We start from the raw sequence: 24,449 nt of genomic DNA on the forward strand, positions 1-24,449 counted from the left end.
TTCATTCCTTCCTTTCTCTCTTAGAACAGACCTTCGTTGCCGGTTCTCTTGGCAACCTGGTTGACGAACAGAATCATGATCAGTGCGACAACAGATTTGAACATGCCGGCTGCTGTCGAGAAGGAATAATCATTGTTGATAATACCCATACGGTATACATAGGTATCAATGATATCCGCTACGTCGTAAACGTGTGAAGTGTACAGCATGAAGATCTGGTCGAAACCGGCGTTCAGAATGTTGCTGCTGCTCAGGATGAACTGGATGATAATGGTCGGTACAATACACGGCAGTGTAATGTTGATGGCCTGTTTCCATTTTCCGGCTCCGTCGATCGCAGCCGCCTCATAAAGCGATGGGTCAATACCGCTGATTGCTGCAAAGTAGATAATCGTTCCCCATCCAAGACCCTTGTAAATATCCGTGATGATCAGCATCGGAACGAAGTATCTTGAATCCGTCAGTACCATGATATGCTGTCTGGTGAGCGTCTGGATCAGGTTGGTGATCATACCGTTATCCGGATCAAGTAATGTCATGATGATACCGGAGAGGATAACCCAGGAGATAAAGTGCGGCAGATAAAGCAGTGTCTGAGAAACTTTCTTAAATGCCATATTTTTCATCTCATTCATCATCAGTGCCAGGATAACCGGAATCGGGAATCCCAGGATCAGTTTTAAAAGACTGATGACAATCGTGTTCCGTAGAACCGGTAAGAATGAGTTTTTAGAAAACAGATCCATAAACTGCTGAAATCCGACCCACTGGCTTTTGGACGGATCGTACTGGTTGTAATCCTGAAATGCAATTTTCAAGCCGTACATCGGGATATACTTGAAAACCGCGAAGAAAATGATTCCCGGAATCAACAGGAAAAATAACCAGCGTCTTTTTACAACTTCGCGTGCGGTTCTCGCACATCTTTCTTTCCAGGTTTCTTTTTTGCCTGAAACTGTCTTTACTTGTGCCATTTCGCTCTCTCCTTTCCTTCCGGCGATACAATGCATTATTTTGCACTATTAATTTTTAATATGTGATATTAACGAGGTTTTTATTCGTGCGTTTTGTTACTTTTGAATATTGCATTTTTTCGCCATCCGTTAATCATATTAAACAATGTTTTCGGACTAAAGTCAAGATTTTTTTGTGCATTTATTGCGTTTTTGTCATTTTTGTTCAGTTTAGCTTTCCTTAATTGCACTATTTTGCATTATTAATTAGTGTTTTTCTACATGGCATTTATGCACGAATTTGAATCATCGCAAAAAGGGAGCCGGAAACGCCCCGGCAGACGGTTTTTCTTCTCGTCCGCCGGGGCGTTTCCGGCTCTCTTTCTTTTTTCATTTTTTCCTGTTTTTTCTATTTCTTTCTATCCCTAGCGCTTGCACGAGGAACGGCGTACCACAACCTCACCCGATACGAGAATCCTCTCTTTCGGCGCTTCCGGGTGCTCCTCCCGCCATAAAAATTCATGTACCATACGGCGGCCAAGCCACTTTGTATCAACGTGAACGGTCGAGAAAAACGGATACAGCATCCGGTCCTCGTCATCATCAAACCCGGTCAGCGCCACATCTTCCGGCACGCGCACACCGATTTTCCGGAAGGACTCTGTCAATCTTTTGGCGATCATATCGTTGCCGCAGACAATCGCTTCCGGCAGGGTATCATAGCTCGCCACAATCTTGTCAAAATTTTCCGGGTAATAAAAATGATCGCTCTCCATATTGGGGCGCACAAGCTCCTCCTCGAGCGGAATGCCCGCCTGTTCCATCGCTGCAAGGAAACCGACATACCGGTCATGCATCGACTCATACGTGCTGCTGTGCTCACTTAGGAAACCGATCCGCATCATGCCCTGCTCGATCAGATGGGACGTCAGAAGACTCACCGGCTGCACACCGTCCACACGCACGATATCGCCCATCGGCCGCTGTTCGATACCGCAGTAATGGTCAAGCTGAAAAATGCGATACCCCAGATTTACCAGTTTCTGCATATATTCCGGCGGCAGCATCTTAATGCAGAAGATTGCATCGATATTTTCATCCAGTCCGAGCGGCAGAATACCGTTCTCTTCCTCACGCTCCGTCACGACCGCAACGCGCGTCTGACAGTTGTTGAGGCTCGCCTCCTCAGAGATGCCGCTCACGACGCGGTCCCAATAAACAGCGGCATCCCGCGTACGCAGAACCATAATATTGTAATGCTTCTCCTGTGGTGCCCGAACCTCTTCCACGTATACATTTTCGCCCAGATACCCATTCCTTTTCGCCATCCGAAGAACTCTCTCCCGTGTCACCGGAGCCACCTTCGGATCATCCTTTAATGCCATGGCAACCGTATTCCGGGACAGTCCCAGCTCCTTTGCCATACTCTGTATCGTTACTTTCCCCATAACTTCCTCCCTGTTTTTTCTGCGCAATTCATTTTTCTCTCGCACACGTCTTTGTCCGTAAGAAAAAAAGTGCCGTAAAACGACACTCTTACCGATCGGGGCAACAGGATTTGAACCTGCGACCTCACGGCCCCCAGCCGTGCGCGCTACCAAGCTACGCCATACCCCGTAATCATGTTTTCATTATACCAGCGAACTTCTGAAAAATCAATGTTATTTTTCCCTCTCCCGTTTCATTACATTCATTTCTTTATTTCGTGTCATATTCTCTTTTATTTTACTATATTGTCACTTTTTCTTTCTGAATATGTAATTTTTCGACGTTTTCCACGTATCATAAGTGAAAGGGGAAAATCGTATGCCATACAAACTTTCACCTCTGGCATGCCCGTCTGCAAAGACTATGTAAAAACTGAATAAAAGGAGACATCGTAATGGAAACTAAAATTTACTTTCTACTACACTCTTTAGGAATTGGTGCAAAATACCGCGGATTTCGCTATCTCGCCTATGGTATCGCTTTATGCATGGAAGACGAAGATTATCTCCTTCGGGTCAGCAAAACGCTGTACCCAAAGATCGCGCAAACGTTTCAGGTATCGTCCTCATGCGTCGAACGAGACATCCGCACCGCTATTTCCGTCTGCTGGACCCGCGGAAACCGTGATCTGCTCTTTTCGCTTTCTGTGCATCCGGTTCTGACAAAACCGACCAATTCCGAATTTTTTGATATTTTAAGTTCTTATATCAAATACTACTGTGCTTTTCCTGCCTGTCGTCAGGAGGCATAAAAAAACGAATACAGAAAAGATAACACTTCCGCGCCCTATCATATTGGGGGATATGCATGGCGCGGAAGTGTTTTTTCTATGATAAAACGATAGAACGAAAAAAGGAGACTGCCCGCAAAGGCAGCCTCCCGATATGGATCATTTGACAGCAAACCGATTAGTTGTTGATCAGTTTGTCTTCGTTGCTCCAGCTGTACAGCTTTCTGATTTCTTCTCCGACTTTCTCTGACGGATGCTCTGCAGCTTTTCTTCTCATAGCACGGAAGTGAGCCTGTCCGCCTGCCGGGGACATATCCAGAAGGAAGTCTTTTGCAAAAGTACCATCCTGGATGTCTGCAAGGATCTTCTTCATGGTCTTCTTGGTCTCTGCTGTGATCAGCTTCGGTCCGGTGATGTAATCGCCGTACTCAGCTGTGTTGGAGATGGAGTATCTCATTCCGGAGAATCCTGACTGATAGATCAGGTCTACGATCAGTTTCATCTCATGGATGCACTCGAAGTATGCATTTCTTGGATCGTATCCAGCCTCGCACAGAGTCTCGAATCCAGCCTGCATCAGGGCGCATACACCGCCGCAGAGAACTGCCTGCTCACCGAACAGGTCTGTTTCGGTCTCAGTTCTGAAGGTTGTCTCCAGAAGACCAGCTCTTGCTCCGCCGATTCCAAGGCCGTAAGCCAGTGCTCTGTCCAGAGCTTTTCCGGTGTAATCCTGCTCAACAGCAACCAGGCAAGGAGTTCCTTTGCCAGCCTGATACTCGCTTCTTACTGTGTGGCCAGGTGCTTTCGGAGCGATCATAGCTACATCTACGTTCTTCGGAGGTACGATCTGTCCGAAGTGGATAGCGAAACCATGAGCGAACATCAGCATGTTGCCCTCTTCCAGGTTTGGCTCGATATCTTTTTTGTACATTGCAGCCTGTTTCTCATCGTTGATCAGGATCATGATGATATCAGCCTGTTTTGCAGCCTCAGCAGCGGTATATACTTTGAATCCCTGTGCCTCTGCTTTTGCCCAGGATTTGCTGCCTTCATAAAGTCCAATAATAACATCACAGCCGGAATCTTTCAGGTTCAGTGCATGAGCATGTCCCTGGCTTCCGTAGCCGATAATTGCGATTTTTTTGCCTTCCAGTAAAGAGAGATTACAATCTTCCTGATAAAAAAGTCTTGCTGCCATTTTATTTTCCTCCATATATATAGAATGTCTTGACCGGCGGCAGGTCGGTCAATTTATACAGCGAAAAGCATTTCTGCCTTTTGCTGTTTGTCAGGGAAATGAACTTTTCTATACAAAAATTTCATTCCTCCAGCAAACGTATGTAATGTGATCTGCGTTAATCGAGGTAACGCACATCGTGGACTCCTCTGGAGAGTCCTGTCACTCCTGTTCTGGCCAGTTCCAGGATTTCGTATCCCTGTACCAGATTCAGGAACCCTTCGAGCTTTGACTGGTTTCCGGTCAGCTCTACAATCAGGCTTTCCTGTCCCACATCCACGATTCTTCCACGGAAGACATCGGAGATGGCGATGACATTGCGGCGTTCATTTTCATTCACACGGATTTTGACCAGCATCAGCTCTCGTCTGACACTCTCGTCCGGCTTCAGCTCTTTGATATCCCGCACATCGACAAGTTTTGCCAGCTGTTTTTTGATCTGCTCCAGAATCATTTCATCACTGCAGTACAGAACAACAGTCATTCTTGTGTATCGCGGGTCTGCTGTCACACCGGCGGTGATCGTCTCGATATTGTATCCGCGTCGGCTGAAAAGACCAGCTACTCTGCTTAAAAGTCCCGGCGTATTATCCACCAGCAGGGATAATGTTCTTTTCTGTTCCATAAACACCAACTTTCCTCCATCCGCAGGCGCCGCGGATTTTCAGCAATTTCTTACAACTTCCAACGCCTTATCCAATATATTAGCAACTTATCCTCGCTTTGTCAACAAAAATTTTACCAAATTATTCTTTTGGGCAAAAATCTTTTGCCTCCTGTGGTTCCCATTTGCACACCTTCCGGTCATACGTAAGGATGCCGTTCGACTCCTCCTCGACATCGGTAAGCTGTGTGTAGACTGCTGCGGCAAGTCCCTGTTCTGTGAGTTCTCTTATCTTTTCTGCCAGTGCATCCATCGCTTTCTGGTACTGTGCCTGGTTCTGGTATGTGCGGTAGCCGAACGATTTTTCGGAGTAGAGATGCTCCTGTACCGGATACGTATAGCCGCCGTATTCAGAAAAAGCAAACGCGCGCTCCTCCGGTTTTACTTTTAACGGACGAAAGTAATTGTGAAGGCTCTTGATGTCCCCCGCTCCCTGATCGTACCAGCCGCTCGCGTGGTCGATCTGCCGCGTCAGATCGAGAGCGCGCACCATTTCTGTCATCTCCCTGGCATCAAACTGTCCCCATCCCTCGTTGAACAGAACCCAGAGCGACACGCACGGTGCATTGTAAAGCTGATGAACCGTCTCGCGGCACTCCCGCTTCCACCACTCTCTTCCCGTTTTTGAGGTCCGCGAAAAGAGCGGATAACAGTTATCCCTGAATTCCGTTGTCACAAACGGCAGTACGGTCGGAAGGTACAAAAGGAACGTCTGGATCGACCGGCCGCCGCCGTTGATCATATCCTGCCACACCAGCATACCGATATGGTCGCAGTGGGAATACCATCTTGCGCACTCAACTTTCAGGTGTTTCCGGATCATATTGAAACCGAGGCGTTTGGCCGTCTTAATGTCATAAACCATCGCCTCATCGGACGGCGGCGTGTAGAGGCTTTCCGGCCAATAACCCTGGTCGAGGACACCGTTCTGGAAATACGGCTTTCCGTTTAAGAGAAGACGCGTGATTCCTTTCTCATCTTTTCCAATGCCGAATTTGCGCATGCCGAAATAACTCTCGATGCGGTCTTCTCCCGCTTCAATGGAAACCCCATAGAGATGCGGATGTTCCGGGCTCCAGCCTGCAAAATTACCGAGAATCAGCTCCGCCTCGTTTTCTCTCGTCTCCCGGACGCAGATCACCTTCGCATCCGGCGCTTCGCTCTCCCGCACCGTAATTTTTTTCGTCAGTCCCGCATCCGGTCCGTTGAGGAAAACCCGTACTTTTACGCTCGCCGTATCATATTCCGGCGTGATCACGATGCGTTCCAGATACGTCTCCGGCACCCATTCCATCCAGACGCTCTGCCAGATGCCGCTCTGCGCGGTGTAAAACATGCCGCCCGGGGTAAGGCTCTGCTTTCCGCGGCCCTTCCAGTCCGTGTCCGTCTCATCGCGCACCTTGACGGCAAGCTCGTTCTCTCCCGTTTTGAGATACGGCGTAAGATCCACTGAAAAAGAAAGATACCCGCCGAGATGGCCTCCGGCACGCTTTCCGTTGCAGTAAATTACCGCATCCTGATCCACGGCGCCGAACTGCAGCAACAGCCGTTTTCCGGCAAGAATTTTGGGAAGCTGAATCGTGCGGAAGTACCACAGATATTCTTTTGGAAGCAGCTGCCGCTTCACGCCGGACGCATCGCACTCCGGGGAAAACGGAACGAGAATTTTTCCGTCCCGCTGTTTTGGCATTTTCTGCGTTTCCGTGAACGCATACTCCCACCATCCGTTCAGATTTGTCCAGTTTTCCCGGCGCATCTGCGGACGCGGATATTCCGGAAACGGGAGCTCTTCTTCCGGATTTTTCCCAAATTCCGTAGAAAGGCGGAATTTTTTTCCTTCCTTTTTTCCAATCTGTAATGCTTTGACCGCATTTTTGAAGTCCATTCTTTTCCCTCTTTTTCTGATTTTTATGATTGATAAAAGCGTGCCCGTACAAAATCCCGGACACGCTTTTGGTGTACTGAAAATCAAAGCGGATATTCACAATCCGGTTAGATAAACGCCAGCGTTTTCATCAGATACAGCCAGAACGTCAGCGTAAAGGCACTGCCGCACGTTGTGAGCATAACGGTGTTTGCCGTCAGACTTCCCTCATGACCCATATTTTTCGCCATGATAAAACTGCTCACCGTCGTTGCGGAACCCAGCATCACAAGGATTGCCACCAATTTTTCCTGACGGAAGCCAAGTATCACGGCGATCGGCAGAAAGACAGCTGCAAGACCGACCAGCTTAATCGCAGCTGCAGCAATCGACGGCCGGATATTCTTTGCCGCGCTCTTTGCCTCAAACGACGCCCCCATCGCAATCAGGCCGAGCGGCGTTGCAAGTACCGCAATATTCTGCACCGTTTTCTGCAGAATCACCGGCTTTGGAATGCGAAGCACCGACCAGAGAAGTCCTGCAGCGATCCCGAGGATAATCGGGTTTGTCACGATATTTTTCGCCGTCTTTTTCACAAAATCTGCCGTGATCTCCTCCCGTTCCGGACGGAATACTGCAAGAACGACAACCGCCATGATATTATACAGCGGCACACTGCTGATGATCATCAGCGGCGCCATGCCGGAATTTCCGTAGATATTCTGGATAAAGGCAATACCAAGGATCGCCGCACTGCTCCGGTACGCCGCCTGGATAAATTCGCCTCTTGCACTTCTCTCTTTTAAGAGATGGGAAAGTCCCCATACCGCAAGAATTGAGAGCAGTGTTGCAAAGAAGCAGAACAGAACGAATTTGATATCCCACACAGCGGAGAAATCAGAATCCGACAGGTCCTGGAACAGCAGCACCGGGAGTGCGATTTTAAACACAAATTTGTTCATTTTGCTTGTGAACGATTCGTCCAGAATACCAACCTTTCGAAAGAAAAGTCCCAAAATCATTGTCAGGAAGATCGGCATCGTCGCGTTCAGGCTGAAGATCAGATTACTCATACCAGTGTTTTTCCTGCCAGTACATTTTTATAATCTTCGTAGTTCTCTTCGAGAAGCTTCGGCGTATTCAGACCGTAGGGACATTTCTTCATGCAGGCGCCGCAGTGGAGACAACCTTCGATTTTCTTCATCATCGCCTGGCCGCGCCCGGTGAGCTGGTTGGCGGACGGGGAACGGCGCAGAAGCAGGCTCATGCGCGCGCAGGTGTTAATCTCAATGCCTGCCGGACATGGCATACAGTAACCGCAGCCGCGGCAGAAGTTGCCGGAGAGCTCTTTCTGGTCTTTCTCGATGATCGTCTTGATTTCATCCGTCATGGCAGGCGGACAGGCAATGTAGCTTAAGAACTCGTCCAGCTCTTTTTCTCTCTGGACGCCCCAGATCGGAAGCACGTTGTCGTACTGATCTTCAAAAGCATATGCAGCCGCGGAGTTTGTGATCAGCCCGCCCGAGAGCGCTTTCATTGCGATAAAGCCGATATTTTTCTCTTTGCATCCCTGTACCAGTGCTTTCTCACGGTCCGTTGCCAGATAGCAGAACGGGAACTGCAGCGTCTCATAAAGACCGGACTCGATGATCTCCTCTGCCACGCTCATGCGGTGGTTCGTGATACCGATGTGGCGGATTTTTCCCTGTGCTTTTGCTTCCAGCATCGCCTCATACAGGCCGGTTCCATCTCCCGGCTTAGGACAGAAGGACGGATTGTGGAACTGATAGATATCGATGTAATCCGTCTTCAAAAGGGAAAGGCTTGTCTCCAGATCCTTCCAGAAGCCCTCCACATCCTTTGCCATCGTCTTCGTAGAGATAAAGACCTTCTCACGCATTCCCTCAAACGCTGCGCCTAATTTTTCCTCGCTGTCGCTGTAGGCACGCGCGGTATCAAAAAAGCGGATGCCTCCGTCATACGCTTTGCGCAGCAGATAAACAGCGTCTTCTTTCGTGACACGCTGTACCGGCAGCGCGCCGAAGCCGTTCTTGTTTACACAGATTCCTGTGCTTCCCAGTGTTACCATGGACATACTTATGTTCCTCCTTTTTCGCTTTCATTGTTTCAACTCACAGTCGGTATTTCACGGAGTCTGACATATCGAAAATAGTTCGACTGTGACTTGCCTCATGTCAGTGGAGAATACCGATTTCTCTCCGCCCGCCACTGCCGTTATGTTTCTTTTAGCAATTCATCCCACCGCTTCAGAAACGGGGGACTTCTTGTCTACTGGTGTTAAAATCCGTTATTTCTATAGTATCACACTTTCTGTCAGACGGCAAACGCGATTTAAAGAGGCAGGCACAAAGGGAAATACTTTCCTTTTATGTCTGCCTCTGAATATCATTTTTTATTTTACTTCTTTATAAAAGTTTACGCAGTCCGACGGATCATAATAGATTTTATTATCCGCAAGCAGCGTGGAAACACCGTTCTGTACTTCGATGATGCTGACCGCACAGTTGTACGGCACGCCGCCGTGCCAGAAGTCGTTCTTGTCTTCATAGACATTGCGCAGCAGCGCACGCATGCAGCAGCCGTGGGTGGCGATCAGGATCGTCTTGTCCTGGAGCTCCGGTTTCGCAGTCAGCTCATGATAGAACGCTTCTGCCCGGTCGCAGACCTCCTGGATCGTCTCTCCGTCTCCCGCCGGGCGGAAGTGGAACGGATCTCTGTAAAAATCGTCGAAGTGTTCAGACGGAATCTCAAAATTGTTTGCCCGGCATCCAAGCCCTTCCCAGGAGCCAAAGGAAAGCTCCATCAGGCGGTCGTCGGTCGTAAGCGGCACATTTCTGCCCGCAAGGACGAGCTCTGCCGTGTGCTTTGCGCGGCGCAGTGGACTGGAAATTCCAAGGTCAAACGGGATATTTTTCAGTCCTTCCGCCGTCACTTTCGCCAGACGGACACCGTTCTCATTCAGCTCGGTGTCCGTCTGGCCCTGCAGTCTGCCTTCTACGTTCCACGCGGTTTCACCGTGGCGCATGATATAAAGTTTCATAAAAATCAGCCTCTCAGTTCGATGTTGAACTCATTCTGCAGTTTCTTGCAGATCTTCTCGACAAATTTCTGTACTTTTTCGAAGTCAAATGCTTCTTCCTTCGGTGCAAAGGTGACGGTGAACGCCATGCTCTTCTTGCCTTCCGGAATCTGGCCGCCCTCGTAAACATCGAACAGACGGATCTCTTTTACGTATTTGTTTGCCTCGCGGATACAGTTCTCTACATCGCCGCAGCTGATGTTTTTGTCCATGACAAATGCCAGGTCACGTTTTTCCTCCTGGAATTTGGAGATCGGCTGGAAGGTGCGTTTTTTGCCGTACCATCTGGAGAGCTCTTTTAAGTCAAGCTCCATGATATAAGCGGAAGTACGCATGCTCAGCTCGTTCTGGATATCGTATGCTGCTTTTCCGAAGTATCCGATTTCTGTACCCTCGCAGAGTACTTTCACTGCCTGATACGGATGCAGGAAGGATTTCTGAACCGGCTCGTAGGTGAACTCAATGTCCATGCTCTCGGCGATAGTGTTGGCGATGCCCTTCATAGTGAAGAAGCTCTCGTTGTTTCCGAAGGTTCCGACGCAGAGAACTTTTCTCTCATCCGGGTAGGATGTCAGCGGCAGGGACTCCGGAATGTAGATGCTTGCTACCTCGAACAGTCTTCCTTCAAGGGTGCCCTGTTTCTCATTTCTGGAAATGGCATTCAGCATGGAAGCTGCCAGTGTGGTACGCATCAGGGACAGATCCTGGTTGATCGGGTTGATGATCTCGATGGCATTTCTCTCTTTTGCATCTGCCGGCAGTTTCAAAAGATCCAGATCTGCAGGGGAGAAGAAGGAGTAATGCATGCACTCGTAGATACCCATGGTGCATAAGGTATTCTTCAGTGCCAGCTCGCCTTTCTGCTCTTCATTGTAGCCGCCCATCGTTACCTGTGCAGCGGAAAGGAAGGTATCGGTTACGTGATCGTAGCCGTACATACGGATGACTTCCTCTGCCACGTCCGGATAGCGCTCGACATCGTTCTCTCCCTCCGGCAGCATATCCTCACGATAAGCCGGAACCTGGATGGTCAGCTCATCGCCGTTGATTTCCGGTGCAAAGTTCAGGTTTTTCATAATGCGGAGAATCTCTGCTTCCGGAACTTCGATACCGAGTACGCCGTTTACTTTGCTGACACTGACGGTCATCGGAGTCGGATCGATGGAGTTTCCGGTGTTCACATCGAAATGGGTACGGGAAACTTTACCGCAGCCAAGCTCTTCCATCAGATGCAGGGCACGTTTCATACCAAGTACGGTTGAATACTCGTCTACGCCTTTCTCATATCTTGCACTGGCATCCGTCGCTTTTCCAAGCGCACGGGCTGTCTTTCTGACGTTGTCGCGTGCGAATTTTGCGGACTCAAACATAACAGCCTCTGTCGTGTCGCGGATCTCGGAGTTTAAGCCTCCCATGACACCGGCAAGTGCAACCGGTTTTACGCCGTCGCAGATCACGAGGTTGTTCTCATTCATTGTGTATTCCTGCTCATCGAGGGTCACAATCTTTTCATTTTCTTTTGCTCTTCTGACACAGATTTCATTGCCTTCCAGATAAGAGCAGTCAAAAGCATGCATCGGCTGGCCGATCTCTTTTAAGACGTAGTTTGTGATATCAACCACGTTGGAGATCGCGGACATGCCGACGAGTGCCAGACGGCGTTTCATCCATGCCGGGGACTCTCCGATTTTTACGTCATATACGTAATGAGCGCTGTAACGCGGGCAGAGTTCCGGAGCTTCCACGCGGACAGAGAAGCCTTCTTTTTCCACATCCGTCTCGGTGTAATCGGTTGCCGGCATTTTTAAAGGTTTTTCCAGCATCGCCGATACTTCTCTTGCGATACCGAGGATACTCTGGCAGTCTGGTCTGTTTGCAGTCAGGGAGATATCAAAGATCCAGTCGTCAAGACCTGTCAGCTCTTTGACATCTGCGCCAAGCTCGGCATCTTCCGGCAGAACAAGCAGTCCGTTGTAGCCTGCGCCCGGGTACAGATCCTCGGTAAGGCCGAGCTCCACGCCGGAGCAGAGCATTCCGCAGGACTCATATCCTCTTAATTTTCCTTTTTTGATGGTCATAACACCCTCGATGGTCTTATGATCTTTTGCTGTTGCATAAACAGAAGCGCCAGGAAGGGCAACCGGGAATTTTCCGCCGGTGTGCACGTTGTCTGCGCCGCAGCAGATCTGCATGGCGCCGTGTTCTCCTGCATTTACCTGGCACACATGAAGATGGGTCTCCGGGATCGGCTCGCAGCCCTCCACCAGACCGACAACAACATTGCTGATGTCTTTTCCCACCTGATAACGCTCTTCTACTTCAAAACCGCCGTCGAACAGTTTTTTCTCCAGTTCTTCCGGGGTAACATCGATATCTACATATTCTTTCAGCCAACTTAACGGTACTAACATATTAAACCTCCAAATTCAAACTGTTTCGTCTTTATTTCTCGTTAATCTGATTTAAAACCCGCAGATCGGAACCGAATAACAGTTTGATGTTGTTGATTCCGTATTTCAGCATGGCGATACGCTCCAGGCCGATACCAAAAGCGAAGCCGCTGTACTCTTCTGAATCAATGCCGCAGTTCTCCAGCACACGTTTGTTTACGATACCTGCTCCAAGGACCTCGATCCAGCCGGTTCCCTTGCAGAGGCTGCATCCTTTTCCGCCGCAGGCGAAGCAGCTGCAGTCTACCTCAACGGACGGCTCCGTGAACGGGAAGTAAGACGGACGGAGACGGGTTGTGGTTCCCTCGCCGTAGATCTTCTGTACGAGTACGTCGAGCATTCCTTTCAGGTCGCAGAGGGTGATGTTTTTGTCGACAACGAGTCCCTCCATCTGATGGAACATCGGAGAATGGGTTGCGTCGTCATCAGACCGAAAAACACGTCCCGGGGAAAGGATCTTGATCGGCGGCTTTTTGTTTTCCATGACATGAATCTGGCCTGCCGATGTCTGGGTACGAAGCAGGAATTCCGGGGAGAGATAGAAGGTATCCTGCATATCTCTTGCCGGGTGATCCTGTGGTGTATTCAGTGCAGTAAAGTTGTAGTAATCGGTCTCGATTTCTCTTCCCTCGTATACCTCAAAGCCCATGCCTGCAAAGATGTCGATGAGCTGTTTGCGGATCAGGGTAACCGGATGAAGGTTTCCGATCGCTGTCTCTTCTGCCGGAAGGGTCAGGTCGATTTTCTCGGACTCATATTTCTTCTGCAGCTCGCGCTCTTTCATCTCCTCTTCCACTTTCTGGAAGCGGCCAAGCGCCCACTCTTTTAACTCATTGACGGATTTACCGTAGTTTGCGCGCTCTTCCGGGGCAATGTTTTTCATTTCTTTCATCAGCCCGCTGATCTTACTTTTCTTTCCTTCCAGATACTCGCTCTTAAATTCATACAGTTCTTTGGAGCTTTTCAGCTCTTCCAGTCCATTTTCAATCTTCTGTTTTAATTCAGACAGATGGCCGGTTAATACACTTTTTTCCTGCATTTGACTCTCCTACTTTCTTTTTCTTGCTTGTTTGATGGTAAATGTGAAAAACAATCAGATACCCCGCTGCAAACAGCGGAGCATCTGATTTTCGTGGCAGTCGCCAGATATCCATGCAAGCATGGCTGCCTGGCTCGTTGCTCACGAAAAAAAGACCCCGCCCCACAAAGGGACGAGATCTGAAATTTCGCGGTACCACCCTGATTTCTGCAGATACTTCCTGCAGACACTCATAACCGGTGCTGTAACGTACACCAAACGTCTGTCCCTACTTGCATTTCCAGTATCCTGCTATGCGTTCCGGACATCTGCTCCAATGCGAAATTTGAAATATTCCTGAACCTGAAGGAGCTTGCAGCCGATGACTCCCTCTCTCTGGCGGAAAAAATATTTCTCTGAACATCTTCACAGCATTTTTCCTGTTAGATTATTTATAAAACTTTCATAAACAATGTTTATTGTACCGTCTTGACCCCCGGATGTCAAGCCATTATTTTCCCGCTTCTTTATTTGTCTCTTTATTTTCCATAAAATGCTCGATCGCCGCGTTCTGCAGTTTCCGCAGTTTATCCTCAAAATACGCGTTGATCTCCGCGCCGATCAGAAGGATCCACATGCAGAAATACATCCAGATCATGATAAACACGATCATCGTCAGACTGCCGTACATATTGGACGCTGCAAGCGCGATGTCGAGGTACATGGAAAATGCAAGGGAAAAAATAGACCAGGCAAGGGATGAGATCAGTGCACCCGGGCACTGGCTCTTAAAGCTCGCCTTCCGGTTCGGAATGCATTTATACAGTACCAGGAACAGAACCGCCAGCACGCCTGTCGTAATCAGGGTACGCATGCCCATGATAGAGGATGTCACGCGCGCCACCATCGGCAGATGTTCCGTCAGCTTATTCTGAATGCGGGTTCCGAAGACCAGAAGCACCAGACTGGTGAGGAATGCAGCGACAAATATCAAGGTATATGCCATGCCCCGCAGCCGGTTGATGATGTAATTACGTGTCTCTGTTACGTGATAAATGCTGTTCAGCCCGTTTGTCAGCGCCGCAATGCCCTTTCCCGCCGACCACAGCGTTGTGATGATCGTAATCGGCATATAGGCAACGGACTGATAAAAGATCTCATTTACAATACCGCCCACGTAGTTCTGGAACTCCGTGGGCAGCATATTGATCAGAACGCTGTAAACATCGTCGCGTGTCAGCGGCGTATATTTTACAAGCGTAACAACCAGAAGAACAAACGGAATAAAGGAAAGAAGAATGAAATACGCACTCTGCGCTGCATAAGCACCGACATGGTCCTCATTCAGGCGCTTCATAAAACCGCGGATTGTTTTTATCATCTGGCAAAACCGCCTTTTCTTTGTTTTCGTGAATCTATCCCATTATTGCACACATCTTGTATTGCAGGATAGCCTACAAAGCATATCATACTTTTCTTTCCTTCGCAAGGGATTTCAATCCCATTTGCGGTAATACCATGCGTAACCGCGGGCTGGAACCGGAACACCGCGCAGAACGCGTTTTTCGCCGGTAAACAGATCCTTCCAGGTGAACTCTCCCATATCGATCCATGCGGTACGGTCCTCGTTGCTGAAGTTGAAGATTCCCGTCACCATCTCATTGCCGGATTTTCTGCAGACGCAGAGAAGTGCGGTATCGTACGTTTCCTCGGTCCAGACATCCGCCTCCCCATCAAACGGACGATATTTGAATTTGAGCTCTTCCATCTTCTTCATCGAAGCAAAAATCCGATTCTGTACCGTTCCTTTTTTATCCTTCTCCGGTTCCAGATCCCAGCGGAAGTGGCCGCGGTGAATATAACGGCTGTCGGATCTGCGGTCGTAGTCCTCGCTCTCCTTGTAGGAGTAATCGTTGACCTGGCCGATCTCGTCACCGCTGTAGATGACCGGAATACCGGACTGGATGAAGAGGTATGCATTCAGCATTTCGATTCTCTGGATGGCCTGTGCCGTCTTCTCTTCATTCTGCTCAAAGCCTGCCGCCTCAAGACCGCAGAGAGAAGCCGTCGTTCCGCAGAGACGCGCATCCTGCAGAACAGGATCGTCGTTGTAGAGCTCTCCTCTTGCATCGCTTCCCTCCACATAGCCGCGGAAGTAATCATTCAGATATTTTTTATGCGGTGCCTCGGCGATGCCGAACTGTTTCAGCCATTCGTAATCGAGGCCCCAGCCGATATCATCGTGGCATCTCAGATAGTTCAGGAAGACATAGTCCTTCGGCAGTCTCGTCACAATATCCATCTGATGTTTCAGCAGGCGGGTATCTGCCGTTGCAATGGTGTGCCAGGTGGATGCCATCGTCGTTACGTTGTACAGCATATGGCACTCCGGTTTTTCCAGAGTTCCGAAGTACGGAACAACCTTTTCCGGCTCCATGACAACCTCGCCGAGCAGCAGAACGCCCGGGCAGACGATCTCGGTGATCATACGCATCATGCGGACAATGGTATGTACCTGCGGCAGGTTACGGCAGGTGGTGCCGAGCTGTTTCCAGATGTATGGAACGGCATCGATGCGGACGATATCGATTCCCTGGTTGACGAGATAGAGCATGTTGTTGACCATCTCATTGAAGACAACCGGGTTCGCATAGTTCAGATCCCACTGGTATGGGTAGAATGTTGTCATGACAAATTTGTGACAGTCCTCTCTCCAGGTAAAGTTGCCCGGTGCCGTTGTCGGGAATACCTGCGGGCAGGTTTTCTCATATTCGGACGGAATGTCGTAGTTATCGAAAAAGAAGTAACGGTCCTGATACTCTTTTTCTCCGGCAAGTGCACGTCTGGCCCATTCATGATCCTCGGAAGTGTGGTTCATAACGAAATCCATGCAGAGACTCATGCCCTGGTCGTGGCATTTTTCAGAGAGTGCAGCCAGATCCTCCATCGTTCCAAGGGACGGCTGTACCGTGCGGTAATCGGCAACCGCATAGCCGCCGTCGCTTTTTCCCTTCGGCGTTGCAAGGAACGGCATCAGATGCAGGTAGTTGACGTTGCACTCTTTTAAATAATCCAGTTTTTTCTCAAGGCCGCTGATGTTATCTGCGAATGCGTCGATGTACAGCATCATACCGAGCATTTTCTGGCTCTTGTACCAGTCTTTCTGTTTTTCTCTTTTCCGATCCAGCGCTTTCCATTTTTTATTCCGCTCTTTGTACCACTGCTCCATGGCTGCACAGAGTTCCTCAAAGCGTCCCTGGCCGTTTGGATACAGCTCACAGTAGAGCCATTTCAGCTCGTCGTAGTGTTTTTCGAGTCTTCTCTGATATTCCACTGTCATGTTGTTTATTCTCCTTTATCTTATTCTTTATTTTGTCACATCATTCCGGTAACGGTAATTCTGTGTTACGTTTCTTCTCTTGCAGTATACCGTTGTGTGAATTATATGTCAACCGTTTACATACCATATTTTTCAACAAATTTCCGGCTTCTTCTTTGTCTTTTTTGCTATTTTTCTGTCTATCGTTTACCGCAGGGCAGAAAAAAACTCCGCGGTTTCTTTTTTCCGCAGAGTTTTCTTTTCGTTTTTGTTTCACGCCGAATCGCGCACCACAAGGCTCACCGGCATGGTCGTCACATTCGGCACCATCTCTCCCTTTCTTCTCCGGTCGATATACGCAATGGAAAGCTCCGACATTTCCTCAATCGGCTGATGAATCGTCGTGATGGAAGGCGTGGTAATCCCGGCGATCACAGTGTCATCAAACCCAACAACTTTAATATCCTCCGGCACCCGTTTTCCCATGGCGTAAAGGCGCTGGAGTACCTGTGCGGCAATCAGGTCACTGCTTGCAAAAATGCCGTCCGTCTCCGGGTGCTCCAGAAGGCCCTTTTCAATATAGGATTCATAGTGCATGGAGCCGTAGCTTAAGCGGTCACTCAAAAGAACTTCCCCTTCAATCCCCCGCTCCCGGCAGACACGCAGGAATCCATCCGCACGCCGGTCCGCCGGCATATCTCTTCCGACGATTCCGCCGAAATGAAGCAGATGGCGGCAGCCGCAGTCCGCAAGATGCGATGCTGCAAGCGCTCCTCCCTGCTCGTTGTCACACTGGATCGTAATGGCCTCCGTATTTTCCTCTCGCTCGAAATTGACGATCGGAATTTTCAGATCATGAAACTTTTCAATCTGCACATCGCGGCTTGCCATCACAACGCCGGTTACACGGTTGGAGATGAACATATCGAGATATTCGGTTTCTTTCTCCGGCTGATCTTTCGAGTTGCAGAGCAGAATCTTGTAGCCCCGCTTTGCCGCCGCGCTCTCGAGTGCACTGATCATTTTACTGAAAAACGGGTGCGAGATGTGCGGAACGATAACCCCGATCGTATTGGAATGCGCTTTTGCCAGGGAACGCGCCAGCTCATTCGGCTGGTAATTCATCTCCTGCATCGCCTGCGTTACTTTTTTTCTTGTCTCTTCACTGATGTATCCGCGGTTGTTGATCACGCGGGAAACCGTCGTCGCCGTAACGCCGGCGCGTGCCGCTATGTCCTTGATTGTCGCCATGTTTCTCTCCTCGTCATTTTCTAACTGTTTTTCACTTTCGCCCATTATAGCACAAAAAATCTGTTTTCGGTGATTTTTTTAAAAAAGGGAACGGCAGTCGCCGATTTCAATGTTCTGGTAAAAATAGCGGAGAATCTCCTCATACGATTTTCCCTGCTCTGCCAGATGTTTCGCACCGTTCTGTGACATGCCGACGCCGTGGCCGTAGCCGCCGCCGTAAAATGTAAAGGAGACAGCCGTTTCCCCTTCTTTTTCCGGAACCACGATAAAGCAGGCACTCGGAAGCAGCTCCATCTCACAGCTTACAGTTCCGTCATTTTTCTGAATCGGCCAGCCTTTCGCCGAGAGGAACTTTCGGATCTGATACTCTCCCTCGATTTCCATGGATCCTTTTTCCCCCTCGATAAGGACGGTTTCTGCCGCACCTCCCTCTGACCGCCGCCGCACCTCAATCCCCGTGATCTCCCCGATTTTCTGATCCGCTGCCCGTTCTGACAGCACATCCGCCGGAATCGTCACCTGCCAGCGGTACCAGCCGTCCTCCACTTCCAGACTTGTGCTGTCCCTTTTGGTGATAAACGATGCAAACGCCTCCTCCGTCTCCGGTTCCTGCTTCTCCCCGCCTACCGTCACGCTCTTCAGATATTCTGCCGTCTCCGCCGTATTCCACACTTCATCCGTACTCGTCTTCCCGCAGGAGGTTGAGAAAAAATACGCCTGAATTGGTTCCCCGCCGCAGGTGATGATTTTTCCTTCTGTCTCCGCCACCGCAGCGTCTGTCTCCGGCTGCGCTTCCATATTGTGGTAGACCTGGCTTTCCACGCTGTCGTCTACATCCGCGTGGTAGTTCTCCCACGTTTTTTCACGAATCCTGGCACACGCATACGTTCTCGCACAGACCGCCTGTGCTTTTAATGCCTCCTTTTCATAGGAGGACGGCATCTCACTCGGCACGACATACCGAAGATACATTTCCAGATCAAGTTCATTTACAACGAGAAGTCCCTCTTCGCTTTTATAGATGACAAAACTTCCCGGATAAACCGTCTCGTCCTCCGGCTTTCCCGTAAGGGAAACCGCCGTTCCCGCCGTCTCATCGGCCGGCACCACATGCACAACTTCCCCGCATTCCTGTTCCGTCACACAGATCGTCTCCTGCGGGGAAGCTATGTATGCGCCGTCGTTCATGGAAAGGCTTGCGTTTCCACGCAGGGACACCTGTTTCTGTGCGTATCCCAGCTTTCCGCAGTCCGTCAGAAGGACACGGATCTGTACCGGTCCGGCTGCCGTTGTTTCTTTTTGTTCTTCCTTTTTACTGTTCAGAAAAGCCGCGTTTTCCTGTTCCATGTTCTGTATCGTCTCCTCCTGCTTTTTGCCTTCCATCGTCTCCGTCCTGCTTTCTGCTGTCGCTGTCTCTTCCGGCGCATCCAGACGGCGCTTCACAACAAACAATAACAGCAGCAGGAGAATCCCCACTCCTAACAGTATCAATTCCAATTTATCATTTTTTCTCTTCATATCTCATTCTATGCACACGGCTTTTTGTCCGATTCCTTTTCTTTTTGCGATTTTTCCTTGACAAATACCGCCCTATGGTATATAGTACGGTTGTGTATAAATTTCATATCAACATCCAGAGTGCATCAAAAGAAGATCCGTCTTTTGGTGAGAGAGGGAATTCAGGTGAGATTCCTGGGCGATCCGGTCACTGTAATCAGGGAGTGAAGCATAACAAATCCATTGTATGTCCGCAACATATGAGAAGGAATGTGGAACGATGATCTGTAAGTCAGGAAACCTGCTCTGTATGCATAGGGTTGATGCTTCCGATGAAAGCTTCCATTCAAAGACTATTATGGGATATGGAATGTCTGAAAATTTTCGATTAGATTTTTAGAAACCTTCGAGCGAGATTTATGCATTGCATTAAACGGCCGGGTAAACCGTTTCAGATTCTGGTTTCGCCTGTTCTTAGTCAGGCGCCATCCTCCGCTTAAAGGTGTCTGCTATTCCGCTTGCAGGTTGATTCAGATGGCGAAGCGGTTACCCACCTCTGAAAAGAATATGACATAACTGGTAAGATTCTGTTGGATTCGAAAACAGGGTCTTTTCTTTTTCTGTTTTTTCAGAATTCGTTTTCTGCATATTTTCCCATAAAAAGGCTCCCCGCCTGCGCTCCTGTTTTCACAGGACGCTGCAGGAAGGGAGCTTTTTTATGCTGTTTCTATAGCAAGACCCGAAAATAATGCAAAAAAGGCAGTGCTGCAGAGCGCGAATTGCAAGGAACAGATTTGAAGGCGTACCGAGGTACGACGAAAATCTGTGACGCAGTAATTCACGCTCTGCGGTGCTGAATTTTTTGCATTATTTTCGAGGATTGCTATAAAATAGGATCTTAGAAAATGAATTTGTATACGGTTGTGGTGTCGTAAGTATCGCCTGCCTCGAGGATCGGTTTCTCCTCACCCTCCTGGTTGATGGCATTCGGCACATACTGAGATTCCAGGCAGAAGCCGTTGCGTTTGTCATAGAATACCCCATTCTTTCCGGTAACCGGAGCAATGAAGTTTCCGGCGTAGAACTGAACGCATGGCAGATCCGTGAAGGCTTCCATGGTGATGCCGCTCTCTTTGCAGGATGCGACTGCCATCAGCTCAATGCTTCCCTCGACAGCCTTGTCCAGGATAAAGTTGTGGTCGTAGCCGCCGGTCAGTTTGAGCTGTTCGAAATCTGCTTCGATCTCTGCTCCGATTGCTTTCTCTCTGGTGAAATCCATCGGGGTTCCCTGTACCGGTGCATGCTCGCCGGTCGGGATGGATGCAGAATCGATCACCGGGCTGAACTGCTCCGCTTTTAAGACAAGTGTCTGGTTCTCAATAGATCCGGCATCGTGGCCTGCCAGGTTGAAGTAGCTGTGGTTTGTCATGTTGACAACGGTATCCTGATCGCAGCTTCCCTCATAGTGGATTTCTACGGCGTTCTCATCGGTCAGGGTATACGTAACGGACACTTCAAAGTTTCCCGGGAATCCCTGGTCTCCGTCCGGGCTCATCAGAACGAAGGTAACGGCGCTGTCATCCGCCTCTTCTACATTCCAGAGGCGGTAATCGTATCCGTCCGGGCCGCTGTGCAGGTTGTTGTTGTTCTCATTTTTTGCCAGCTGGTATGTTTTTCCGTGCAGTTCAAATGCTGCTCCCGCGATACGGTTTCCGTTTCTTCCGATGGTGGCTCCAAAATGGCTTCCGTCGGTCTCATAGCCGGTTACGGAGTCAAATCCAAGGACAACGTCTCTCTTCTTTCCATCCTTATCCGGAACGAGAACCGATACCAGATGTGCGCCGTAATCGGTTACACTGATTTCCATTCCGTTTTTATTGGAGAGCGTGTAGAGCAATGCTTCTTTTCCGTCTTTTGTTGTTCCAAAACCCTGTTTTTTCATGTTCCTTCTCCTTTTGGTTGTATGTAACGTATAAAAGAGAACCATTTTCATGATTCTCTTTTTTCTCTTTTGTAACCCCGGAATGCCGTTTCCCATACTTTGACTCCTAGCAACGCAAGCTAGGTGGGTAGCCGCAGTCATCATTTCTGCCTTCCACTGACGTCTGTTTCCAGGGTGGCCTGACATCCACATGACAATAATAAGCCTCCCGTTTAAAGTAAATGTAGGTTCAAAATAATGAGATCATCGAACATTCCAGGAAGTTACATTTTTCTTCTTTTCTTTTCACAATTCGGATTATACGCTATTTTGGTTCGCTTTTCAAGTATTATTGCACAATTACTCAAAAATATTCGAACAGCTTTTGTATTAAATGATAATACACACCATTCCGCCCCGGCTGTCGTTGACAATTTTCTGCATGGAATCCTGGAGTTTTGCCTGGCCGTCCTCGGTGATCTGGGCGATTTTGCTGCGGATGCCGTCGTCAACGAGCTGCTCGACGGATTTGCCGAAAATGTTGGTATTCCAGATTCCCTCCGGGCTCTTTGCGCTCTCTTTGATATAGGCGATCAGATCCTCCGCCTGCTGCTCACTTCCGACGATCGGCGCAATCTCCGTCTCGATGTTGGCCTTGATCATATGAATCGACGGGCTCACCGATTTAATTTTCACGCCGTATTTGTTTCCCTGATGGATCACGGCTGGCTCCTCCAGCTGAATCTCCTCCCTCCCCGGAATCACGACGCCGTAGCCGCATCCGCGCACTGCATGAATCGCGTCCTCTACCTTGCGGTACTCTTCCCGCTGTGCCGACAGCTCGCGGATCGTCTGCACCAGATCATACTCGCCTTTGATCTCCACGCCGGCAAGTACACTCAGCATTTCATAATAATACTGCTCTTTCACCTCAATCCGCACCTTCACCGTACCACTCGCAAGATCCATCGACTGCAGCAGTGTCTGGCTGACATACTGACTGGCAATCGCTGTTTTTCCGCCCACTGCATCCTTCAGGCGCGTCTTTTCCCTGCACATCTCACGGATCTTCTGCAGCAGCTCTGCCTTCAGCGGATGGTCATCGGCAAGAAGCTCCACCCATTTGGGAATATAAAATTCCATCTGCTGAAGCGGGAACTCATACAGCACCTTTTCGAGCATATGCAGAATATCTTCTTTGCGGAGCTGGTCGCAGTTCACCGCCATCGCTGCCACGCCGAATTTTGTTTCAAGCTCCTTTACCTGCCGCTGTGTCTCCTCCCGGTACGGTTTTTTCGCATTCACAAGAATCAGGAAGGGCTTTCCCTGCTTTTTGAGCTCCGCAACGGTCCGTTCCTCCGCCTGCAGAAAATTTTCCCGCGGCAGCTCGCCGAACGATCCGTCGCACGTCACCATAAGACCGATCGTGGAATGTTCTGCGATCACCTTCTTCGTACCGATCTCCGCCGCCTCCCGGAACGGAATCGCCTGCTCGGACCACGGTGTTTTCACCATCCGCTCCTTCTCATTTTCCAGATTTCCCGCCGCGTCCGGCACCAGAAAGCCGACGCAGTCGATCAGTCGCAGCCGGATCGGATCGCCCTCCCCAAGCTGCAGCTCCACGGCGTCTTTCGGCACAAATTTCGGCTCCACCGTTGTGATCGTCTTTCCCTCCCCGCTTAAAGGCAGGGCATCCCGTACCTCCGCCTGTTCCTTTTCCGAAAGATACGGCAGTGCCAGCACCTCCAGGAAACGGCGGATCAGGGTGGACTTTCCCGTCCGTACAGGCCCCACCACTCCGATCAGGAACTGGCCCTTCGTTCGTTTCTGAATATCGCGGTATACTGAATATGCATCCATGCGCTGTTGTCCCCCTTTTGATCTTTGTTGCTATGTACTGTTATATTCTATGAGCCGGCCCCCTCTCCTATCACCAAAACTGCACTGCCGCGCACGCAAAAAAGGCACCGCCGCCCTTTTTTCGGACGCACAGTGCCTTTTTTCTGTCACATTCTTATCTTCAGCCTATGATCAGCTGTTTTTTCTCATGGCAGCCTCTACCACATGGCCGACCAGAACAGATGTGGTAACGGATCCTACGCCGCCCGGAACCGGTGTGATTGCCTCAACGATCGGCTCAGCTTTTGCGTATGCAACGTCTCCGCAGAGTTTTCCTTCTTCGTTTACGTTGATTCCGACATCAATAACGGTCTGGCCTGCACGCAAGTAAGTATCATCCACAACACCTGCACGGCCTGCTGCTACGATCACGATATCTGCCTCTTTGACTACAGACGGCATGTCTTTCGTTCTGGTATGGCAGATGGTTACGGTTGCATTTTTCTTTAACAGCATCATGGCGGCCGGTTTTCCTACAACGAGGCTGCGGCCTACAACAACAGCTTTTTTGCCGGTGCAGTCGATACCGTAGTGGTCGAGGATCTCCATGCAGGCCTGCGGAGTACATGGCGGGAAGCCCTGTTTTGTTCCGGCGAATACGCCTACCATGGAACCGTCTGTGATACCGTCTACGTCCTTCTCCGGGGAGAGTGCTTTGATGACTGCTGCCTCATCGAGATGTTTCGGAAGCGGACGGAAAATCAGAACGCCATGGATAGAATCATCTTTGTTTACTTTGTCGATGGTAGCCATCAGCTCTTCCTGGGTAACGTCTGCCGGAAGAAGGAATTTCTCGTATGCAACGCCTAAGGTCTCACAGCGTTTGGTTGCTCCTCTTTCGTAGGAAAGGTCATCCTCTCTCTCTCCGACACGGATGATTCCGAGAGTCGGTTTCACTCCTTTTGCTTCCAGCTCTGCTACATTTGCTTTGATCTTCTCATTTAATGCTGCTGTTACTTCTTTTCCTAATAACTGTTTTGCCATTTTTTTATCCTCCGCTTTTCTTTTCGGTCAAAGAGAACTCCTTTTGCAACCCGCTTGCTGCCGGGAAGCTTCTC

18 protein-coding genes, 1 tRNA gene, 1 other RNA gene, 1 riboswitch and 1 other annotated feature are annotated in these 24,449 nt (G+C 49.5%); of the genes, 1 reads left to right on the plus strand and 19 read right to left on the minus strand.

The genetic code is table 11. The features are described 5' to 3' along the window. Window positions 1–20 precede the first annotated feature (20 nt). The 3 genes from I2G42_RS01275 to I2G42_RS01285 form a co-directional block, all read right to left on the minus strand. Entirely contained in the window at window positions 21–974 is a 954-nt protein-coding gene (locus I2G42_RS01275) for an ABC transporter permease (protein ID WP_070100779.1), read from the minus strand. A 404-nt stretch (window positions 975–1,378) separates the two neighbouring features. Further along, complete coding sequence (locus tag I2G42_RS01280) at window positions 1,379–2,401, minus strand: LacI family DNA-binding transcriptional regulator (RefSeq protein WP_055266621.1); 1,023 nt, start codon at window positions 2,399–2,401, stop codon at window positions 1,379–1,381. 95 nt (window positions 2,402–2,496) lie between these two features. Continuing rightward, window positions 2,497–2,570, minus strand: a tRNA-Pro gene (locus I2G42_RS01285). Between the two features lie 265 nt (window positions 2,571–2,835). On the opposite strand from I2G42_RS01285, the gene I2G42_RS01290 reads away from it, so the two are divergent. Continuing rightward, a complete protein-coding gene (locus I2G42_RS01290; RefSeq protein WP_173858900.1) occupies window positions 2,836–3,192 on the plus strand; it encodes a sporulation initiation factor Spo0A C-terminal domain-containing protein in 357 nt (118 codons plus the stop codon). Window positions 3,193–3,349: 157 nt separating this feature from the next. Here I2G42_RS01290 and ilvC read toward each other — a convergent pair whose 3' ends face one another. The 16 genes from ilvC to I2G42_RS01370 form a co-directional block, all read right to left on the minus strand. Further along, window positions 3,350–4,369 carry a ketol-acid reductoisomerase gene (gene ilvC / locus I2G42_RS01295; RefSeq protein WP_195530638.1) on the minus strand — a complete coding sequence of 340 codons (1,020 nt, stop codon included), beginning with the start codon at window positions 4,367–4,369 and terminating at the stop codon, window positions 3,350–3,352. A gap of 157 nt (window positions 4,370–4,526) precedes the next feature. Further along, entirely contained in the window at window positions 4,527–5,033 is a 507-nt protein-coding gene (gene ilvN, locus I2G42_RS01300; protein WP_055226439.1) for an acetolactate synthase small subunit, read from the minus strand. Window positions 5,034–5,154: 121 nt separating this feature from the next. Further along, window positions 5,155–6,957 (minus strand): glycoside hydrolase family 2 protein, encoded by a 1,803-nt coding sequence (locus I2G42_RS01305; protein ID WP_195530639.1) that lies wholly within the window; start codon window positions 6,955–6,957, stop codon window positions 5,155–5,157. Window positions 6,958–7,064: 107 nt separating this feature from the next. Next, window positions 7,065–8,009 (minus strand): AEC family transporter, encoded by a 945-nt coding sequence (locus tag I2G42_RS01310; RefSeq protein ID WP_022462279.1) that lies wholly within the window; start codon window positions 8,007–8,009, stop codon window positions 7,065–7,067. Beyond that, window positions 8,006–9,031: an aldo/keto reductase gene (locus I2G42_RS01315; RefSeq protein WP_195530640.1), complete on the minus strand. Its 1,026-nt coding sequence runs from the start codon at window positions 9,029–9,031 to the stop codon at window positions 8,006–8,008. The genes I2G42_RS01310 and I2G42_RS01315 overlap by 4 nt, the downstream gene beginning before the upstream one ends. 318 nt (window positions 9,032–9,349) lie before the next feature. After that, window positions 9,350–9,997: a histidine phosphatase family protein gene (locus I2G42_RS01320; protein ID WP_195530641.1), complete on the minus strand. Its 648-nt coding sequence runs from the start codon at window positions 9,995–9,997 to the stop codon at window positions 9,350–9,352. Between the two features lie 5 nt (window positions 9,998–10,002). After that, on the minus strand, window positions 10,003–12,447 hold the full coding sequence (gene pheT, locus I2G42_RS01325) for a phenylalanine--tRNA ligase subunit beta (protein ID WP_195530642.1): 2,445 nt from the start codon (window positions 12,445–12,447) through the stop codon (window positions 10,003–10,005). Between the two features lie 31 nt (window positions 12,448–12,478). Next, window positions 12,479–13,525, minus strand: coding sequence for a phenylalanine--tRNA ligase subunit alpha (pheS, locus tag I2G42_RS01330; RefSeq protein WP_022461828.1), 1,047 nt, complete (start codon window positions 13,523–13,525; stop codon window positions 12,479–12,481). 165 nt (window positions 13,526–13,690) lie between these two features. Next, window positions 13,691–13,943 (minus strand) — a binding site (T-box leader). Between the two features lie 72 nt (window positions 13,944–14,015). Further along, window positions 14,016–14,885: a YihY/virulence factor BrkB family protein gene (locus I2G42_RS01335; protein ID WP_195530643.1), complete on the minus strand. Its 870-nt coding sequence runs from the start codon at window positions 14,883–14,885 to the stop codon at window positions 14,016–14,018. Between the two features lie 114 nt (window positions 14,886–14,999). Then, window positions 15,000–16,844, minus strand: a complete 1,845-nt coding sequence (locus I2G42_RS01340) for an alpha-amylase family protein (RefSeq protein WP_195530644.1) — start codon at window positions 16,842–16,844, stop codon at window positions 15,000–15,002. 252 nt (window positions 16,845–17,096) lie between these two features. Continuing rightward, on the minus strand, window positions 17,097–18,074 hold the full coding sequence (locus I2G42_RS01345; RefSeq protein ID WP_055226539.1) for a LacI family DNA-binding transcriptional regulator: 978 nt from the start codon (window positions 18,072–18,074) through the stop codon (window positions 17,097–17,099). 78 nt (window positions 18,075–18,152) lie between these two features. Next, window positions 18,153–19,592: a SpoIID/LytB domain-containing protein gene (locus tag I2G42_RS01350; RefSeq protein WP_055226445.1), complete on the minus strand. Its 1,440-nt coding sequence runs from the start codon at window positions 19,590–19,592 to the stop codon at window positions 18,153–18,155. A gap of 101 nt (window positions 19,593–19,693) precedes the next feature. Then, window positions 19,694–19,894, plus strand: a riboswitch (cobalamin riboswitch). 575 nt (window positions 19,895–20,469) lie between these two features. Beyond that, window positions 20,470–21,513, minus strand: a complete 1,044-nt coding sequence (locus tag I2G42_RS01355; RefSeq protein ID WP_055226541.1) for an aldose epimerase family protein — start codon at window positions 21,511–21,513, stop codon at window positions 20,470–20,472. A 70-nt stretch (window positions 21,514–21,583) separates the two neighbouring features. Then, window positions 21,584–21,778: non-coding RNA, 6S RNA (ssrS, locus tag I2G42_RS01360), on the minus strand. 104 nt (window positions 21,779–21,882) lie between these two features. After that, window positions 21,883–23,352, minus strand: a complete 1,470-nt coding sequence (gene spoIVA / locus I2G42_RS01365) for a stage IV sporulation protein A (RefSeq protein ID WP_022461834.1) — start codon at window positions 23,350–23,352, stop codon at window positions 21,883–21,885. 171 nt (window positions 23,353–23,523) lie between these two features. After that, a complete protein-coding gene (locus I2G42_RS01370) occupies window positions 23,524–24,375 on the minus strand; it encodes a bifunctional 5,10-methylenetetrahydrofolate dehydrogenase/5,10-methenyltetrahydrofolate cyclohydrolase (RefSeq protein WP_022461835.1) in 852 nt (283 codons plus the stop codon). Window positions 24,376–24,449 lie beyond the last annotated feature (74 nt).

It is taken from the genome of Fusicatenibacter saccharivorans, assembly GCF_015557635.1.
Lineage (GTDB): Bacteria > Bacillota > Clostridia > Lachnospirales > Lachnospiraceae > Fusicatenibacter > Fusicatenibacter saccharivorans.

Bases quoted from the DNA above. Each gene is read 5' to 3' on its own strand.
- I2G42_RS01320 (WP_195530641.1), bottom strand. From the start codon at position 9,997: ATGAAACTTTATATCATGCGCCACGGTGAAACCGCGTGGAACGTAGAA.
- pheS (WP_022461828.1), bottom strand. From the start codon at position 13,525: ATGCAGGAAAAAAGTGTATTAACCGGCCATCTGTCTGAATTAAAACAG.
- I2G42_RS01290 (WP_173858900.1), top strand. From the start codon at position 2,836: ATGGAAACTAAAATTTACTTTCTACTACACTCTTTAGGAATTGGTGCA.
- ilvC (WP_195530638.1), bottom strand. From the start codon at position 4,369: ATGGCAGCAAGACTTTTTTATCAGGAAGATTGTAATCTCTCTTTACTG.
- pheT (WP_195530642.1), bottom strand. From the start codon at position 12,447: ATGTTAGTACCGTTAAGTTGGCTGAAAGAATATGTAGATATCGATGTT.
- I2G42_RS01355 (WP_055226541.1), bottom strand. From the start codon at position 21,513: ATGAAAAAACAGGGTTTTGGAACAACAAAAGACGGAAAAGAAGCATTG.
- I2G42_RS01305 (WP_195530639.1), bottom strand. From the start codon at position 6,957: ATGGACTTCAAAAATGCGGTCAAAGCATTACAGATTGGAAAAAAGGAA.
- I2G42_RS01280 (WP_055266621.1), bottom strand. From the start codon at position 2,401: ATGGGGAAAGTAACGATACAGAGTATGGCAAAGGAGCTGGGACTGTCC.
- I2G42_RS01370 (WP_022461835.1), bottom strand. From the start codon at position 24,375: ATGGCAAAACAGTTATTAGGAAAAGAAGTAACAGCAGCATTAAATGAG.
- I2G42_RS01350 (WP_055226445.1), bottom strand. From the start codon at position 19,592: ATGAAGAGAAAAAATGATAAATTGGAATTGATACTGTTAGGAGTGGGG.
- I2G42_RS01335 (WP_195530643.1), bottom strand. From the start codon at position 14,885: ATGATAAAAACAATCCGCGGTTTTATGAAGCGCCTGAATGAGGACCAT.
- spoIVA (WP_022461834.1), bottom strand. From the start codon at position 23,352: ATGGATGCATATTCAGTATACCGCGATATTCAGAAACGAACGAAGGGC.
- ilvN (WP_055226439.1), bottom strand. From the start codon at position 5,033: ATGGAACAGAAAAGAACATTATCCCTGCTGGTGGATAATACGCCGGGA.
- I2G42_RS01340 (WP_195530644.1), bottom strand. From the start codon at position 16,844: ATGACAGTGGAATATCAGAGAAGACTCGAAAAACACTACGACGAGCTG.
- I2G42_RS01345 (WP_055226539.1), bottom strand. From the start codon at position 18,074: ATGGCGACAATCAAGGACATAGCGGCACGCGCCGGCGTTACGGCGACG.
- I2G42_RS01310 (WP_022462279.1), bottom strand. From the start codon at position 8,009: ATGAGTAATCTGATCTTCAGCCTGAACGCGACGATGCCGATCTTCCTG.
- I2G42_RS01275 (WP_070100779.1), bottom strand. From the start codon at position 974: ATGGCACAAGTAAAGACAGTTTCAGGCAAAAAAGAAACCTGGAAAGAA.
- I2G42_RS01315 (WP_195530640.1), bottom strand. From the start codon at position 9,031: ATGTCCATGGTAACACTGGGAAGCACAGGAATCTGTGTAAACAAGAAC.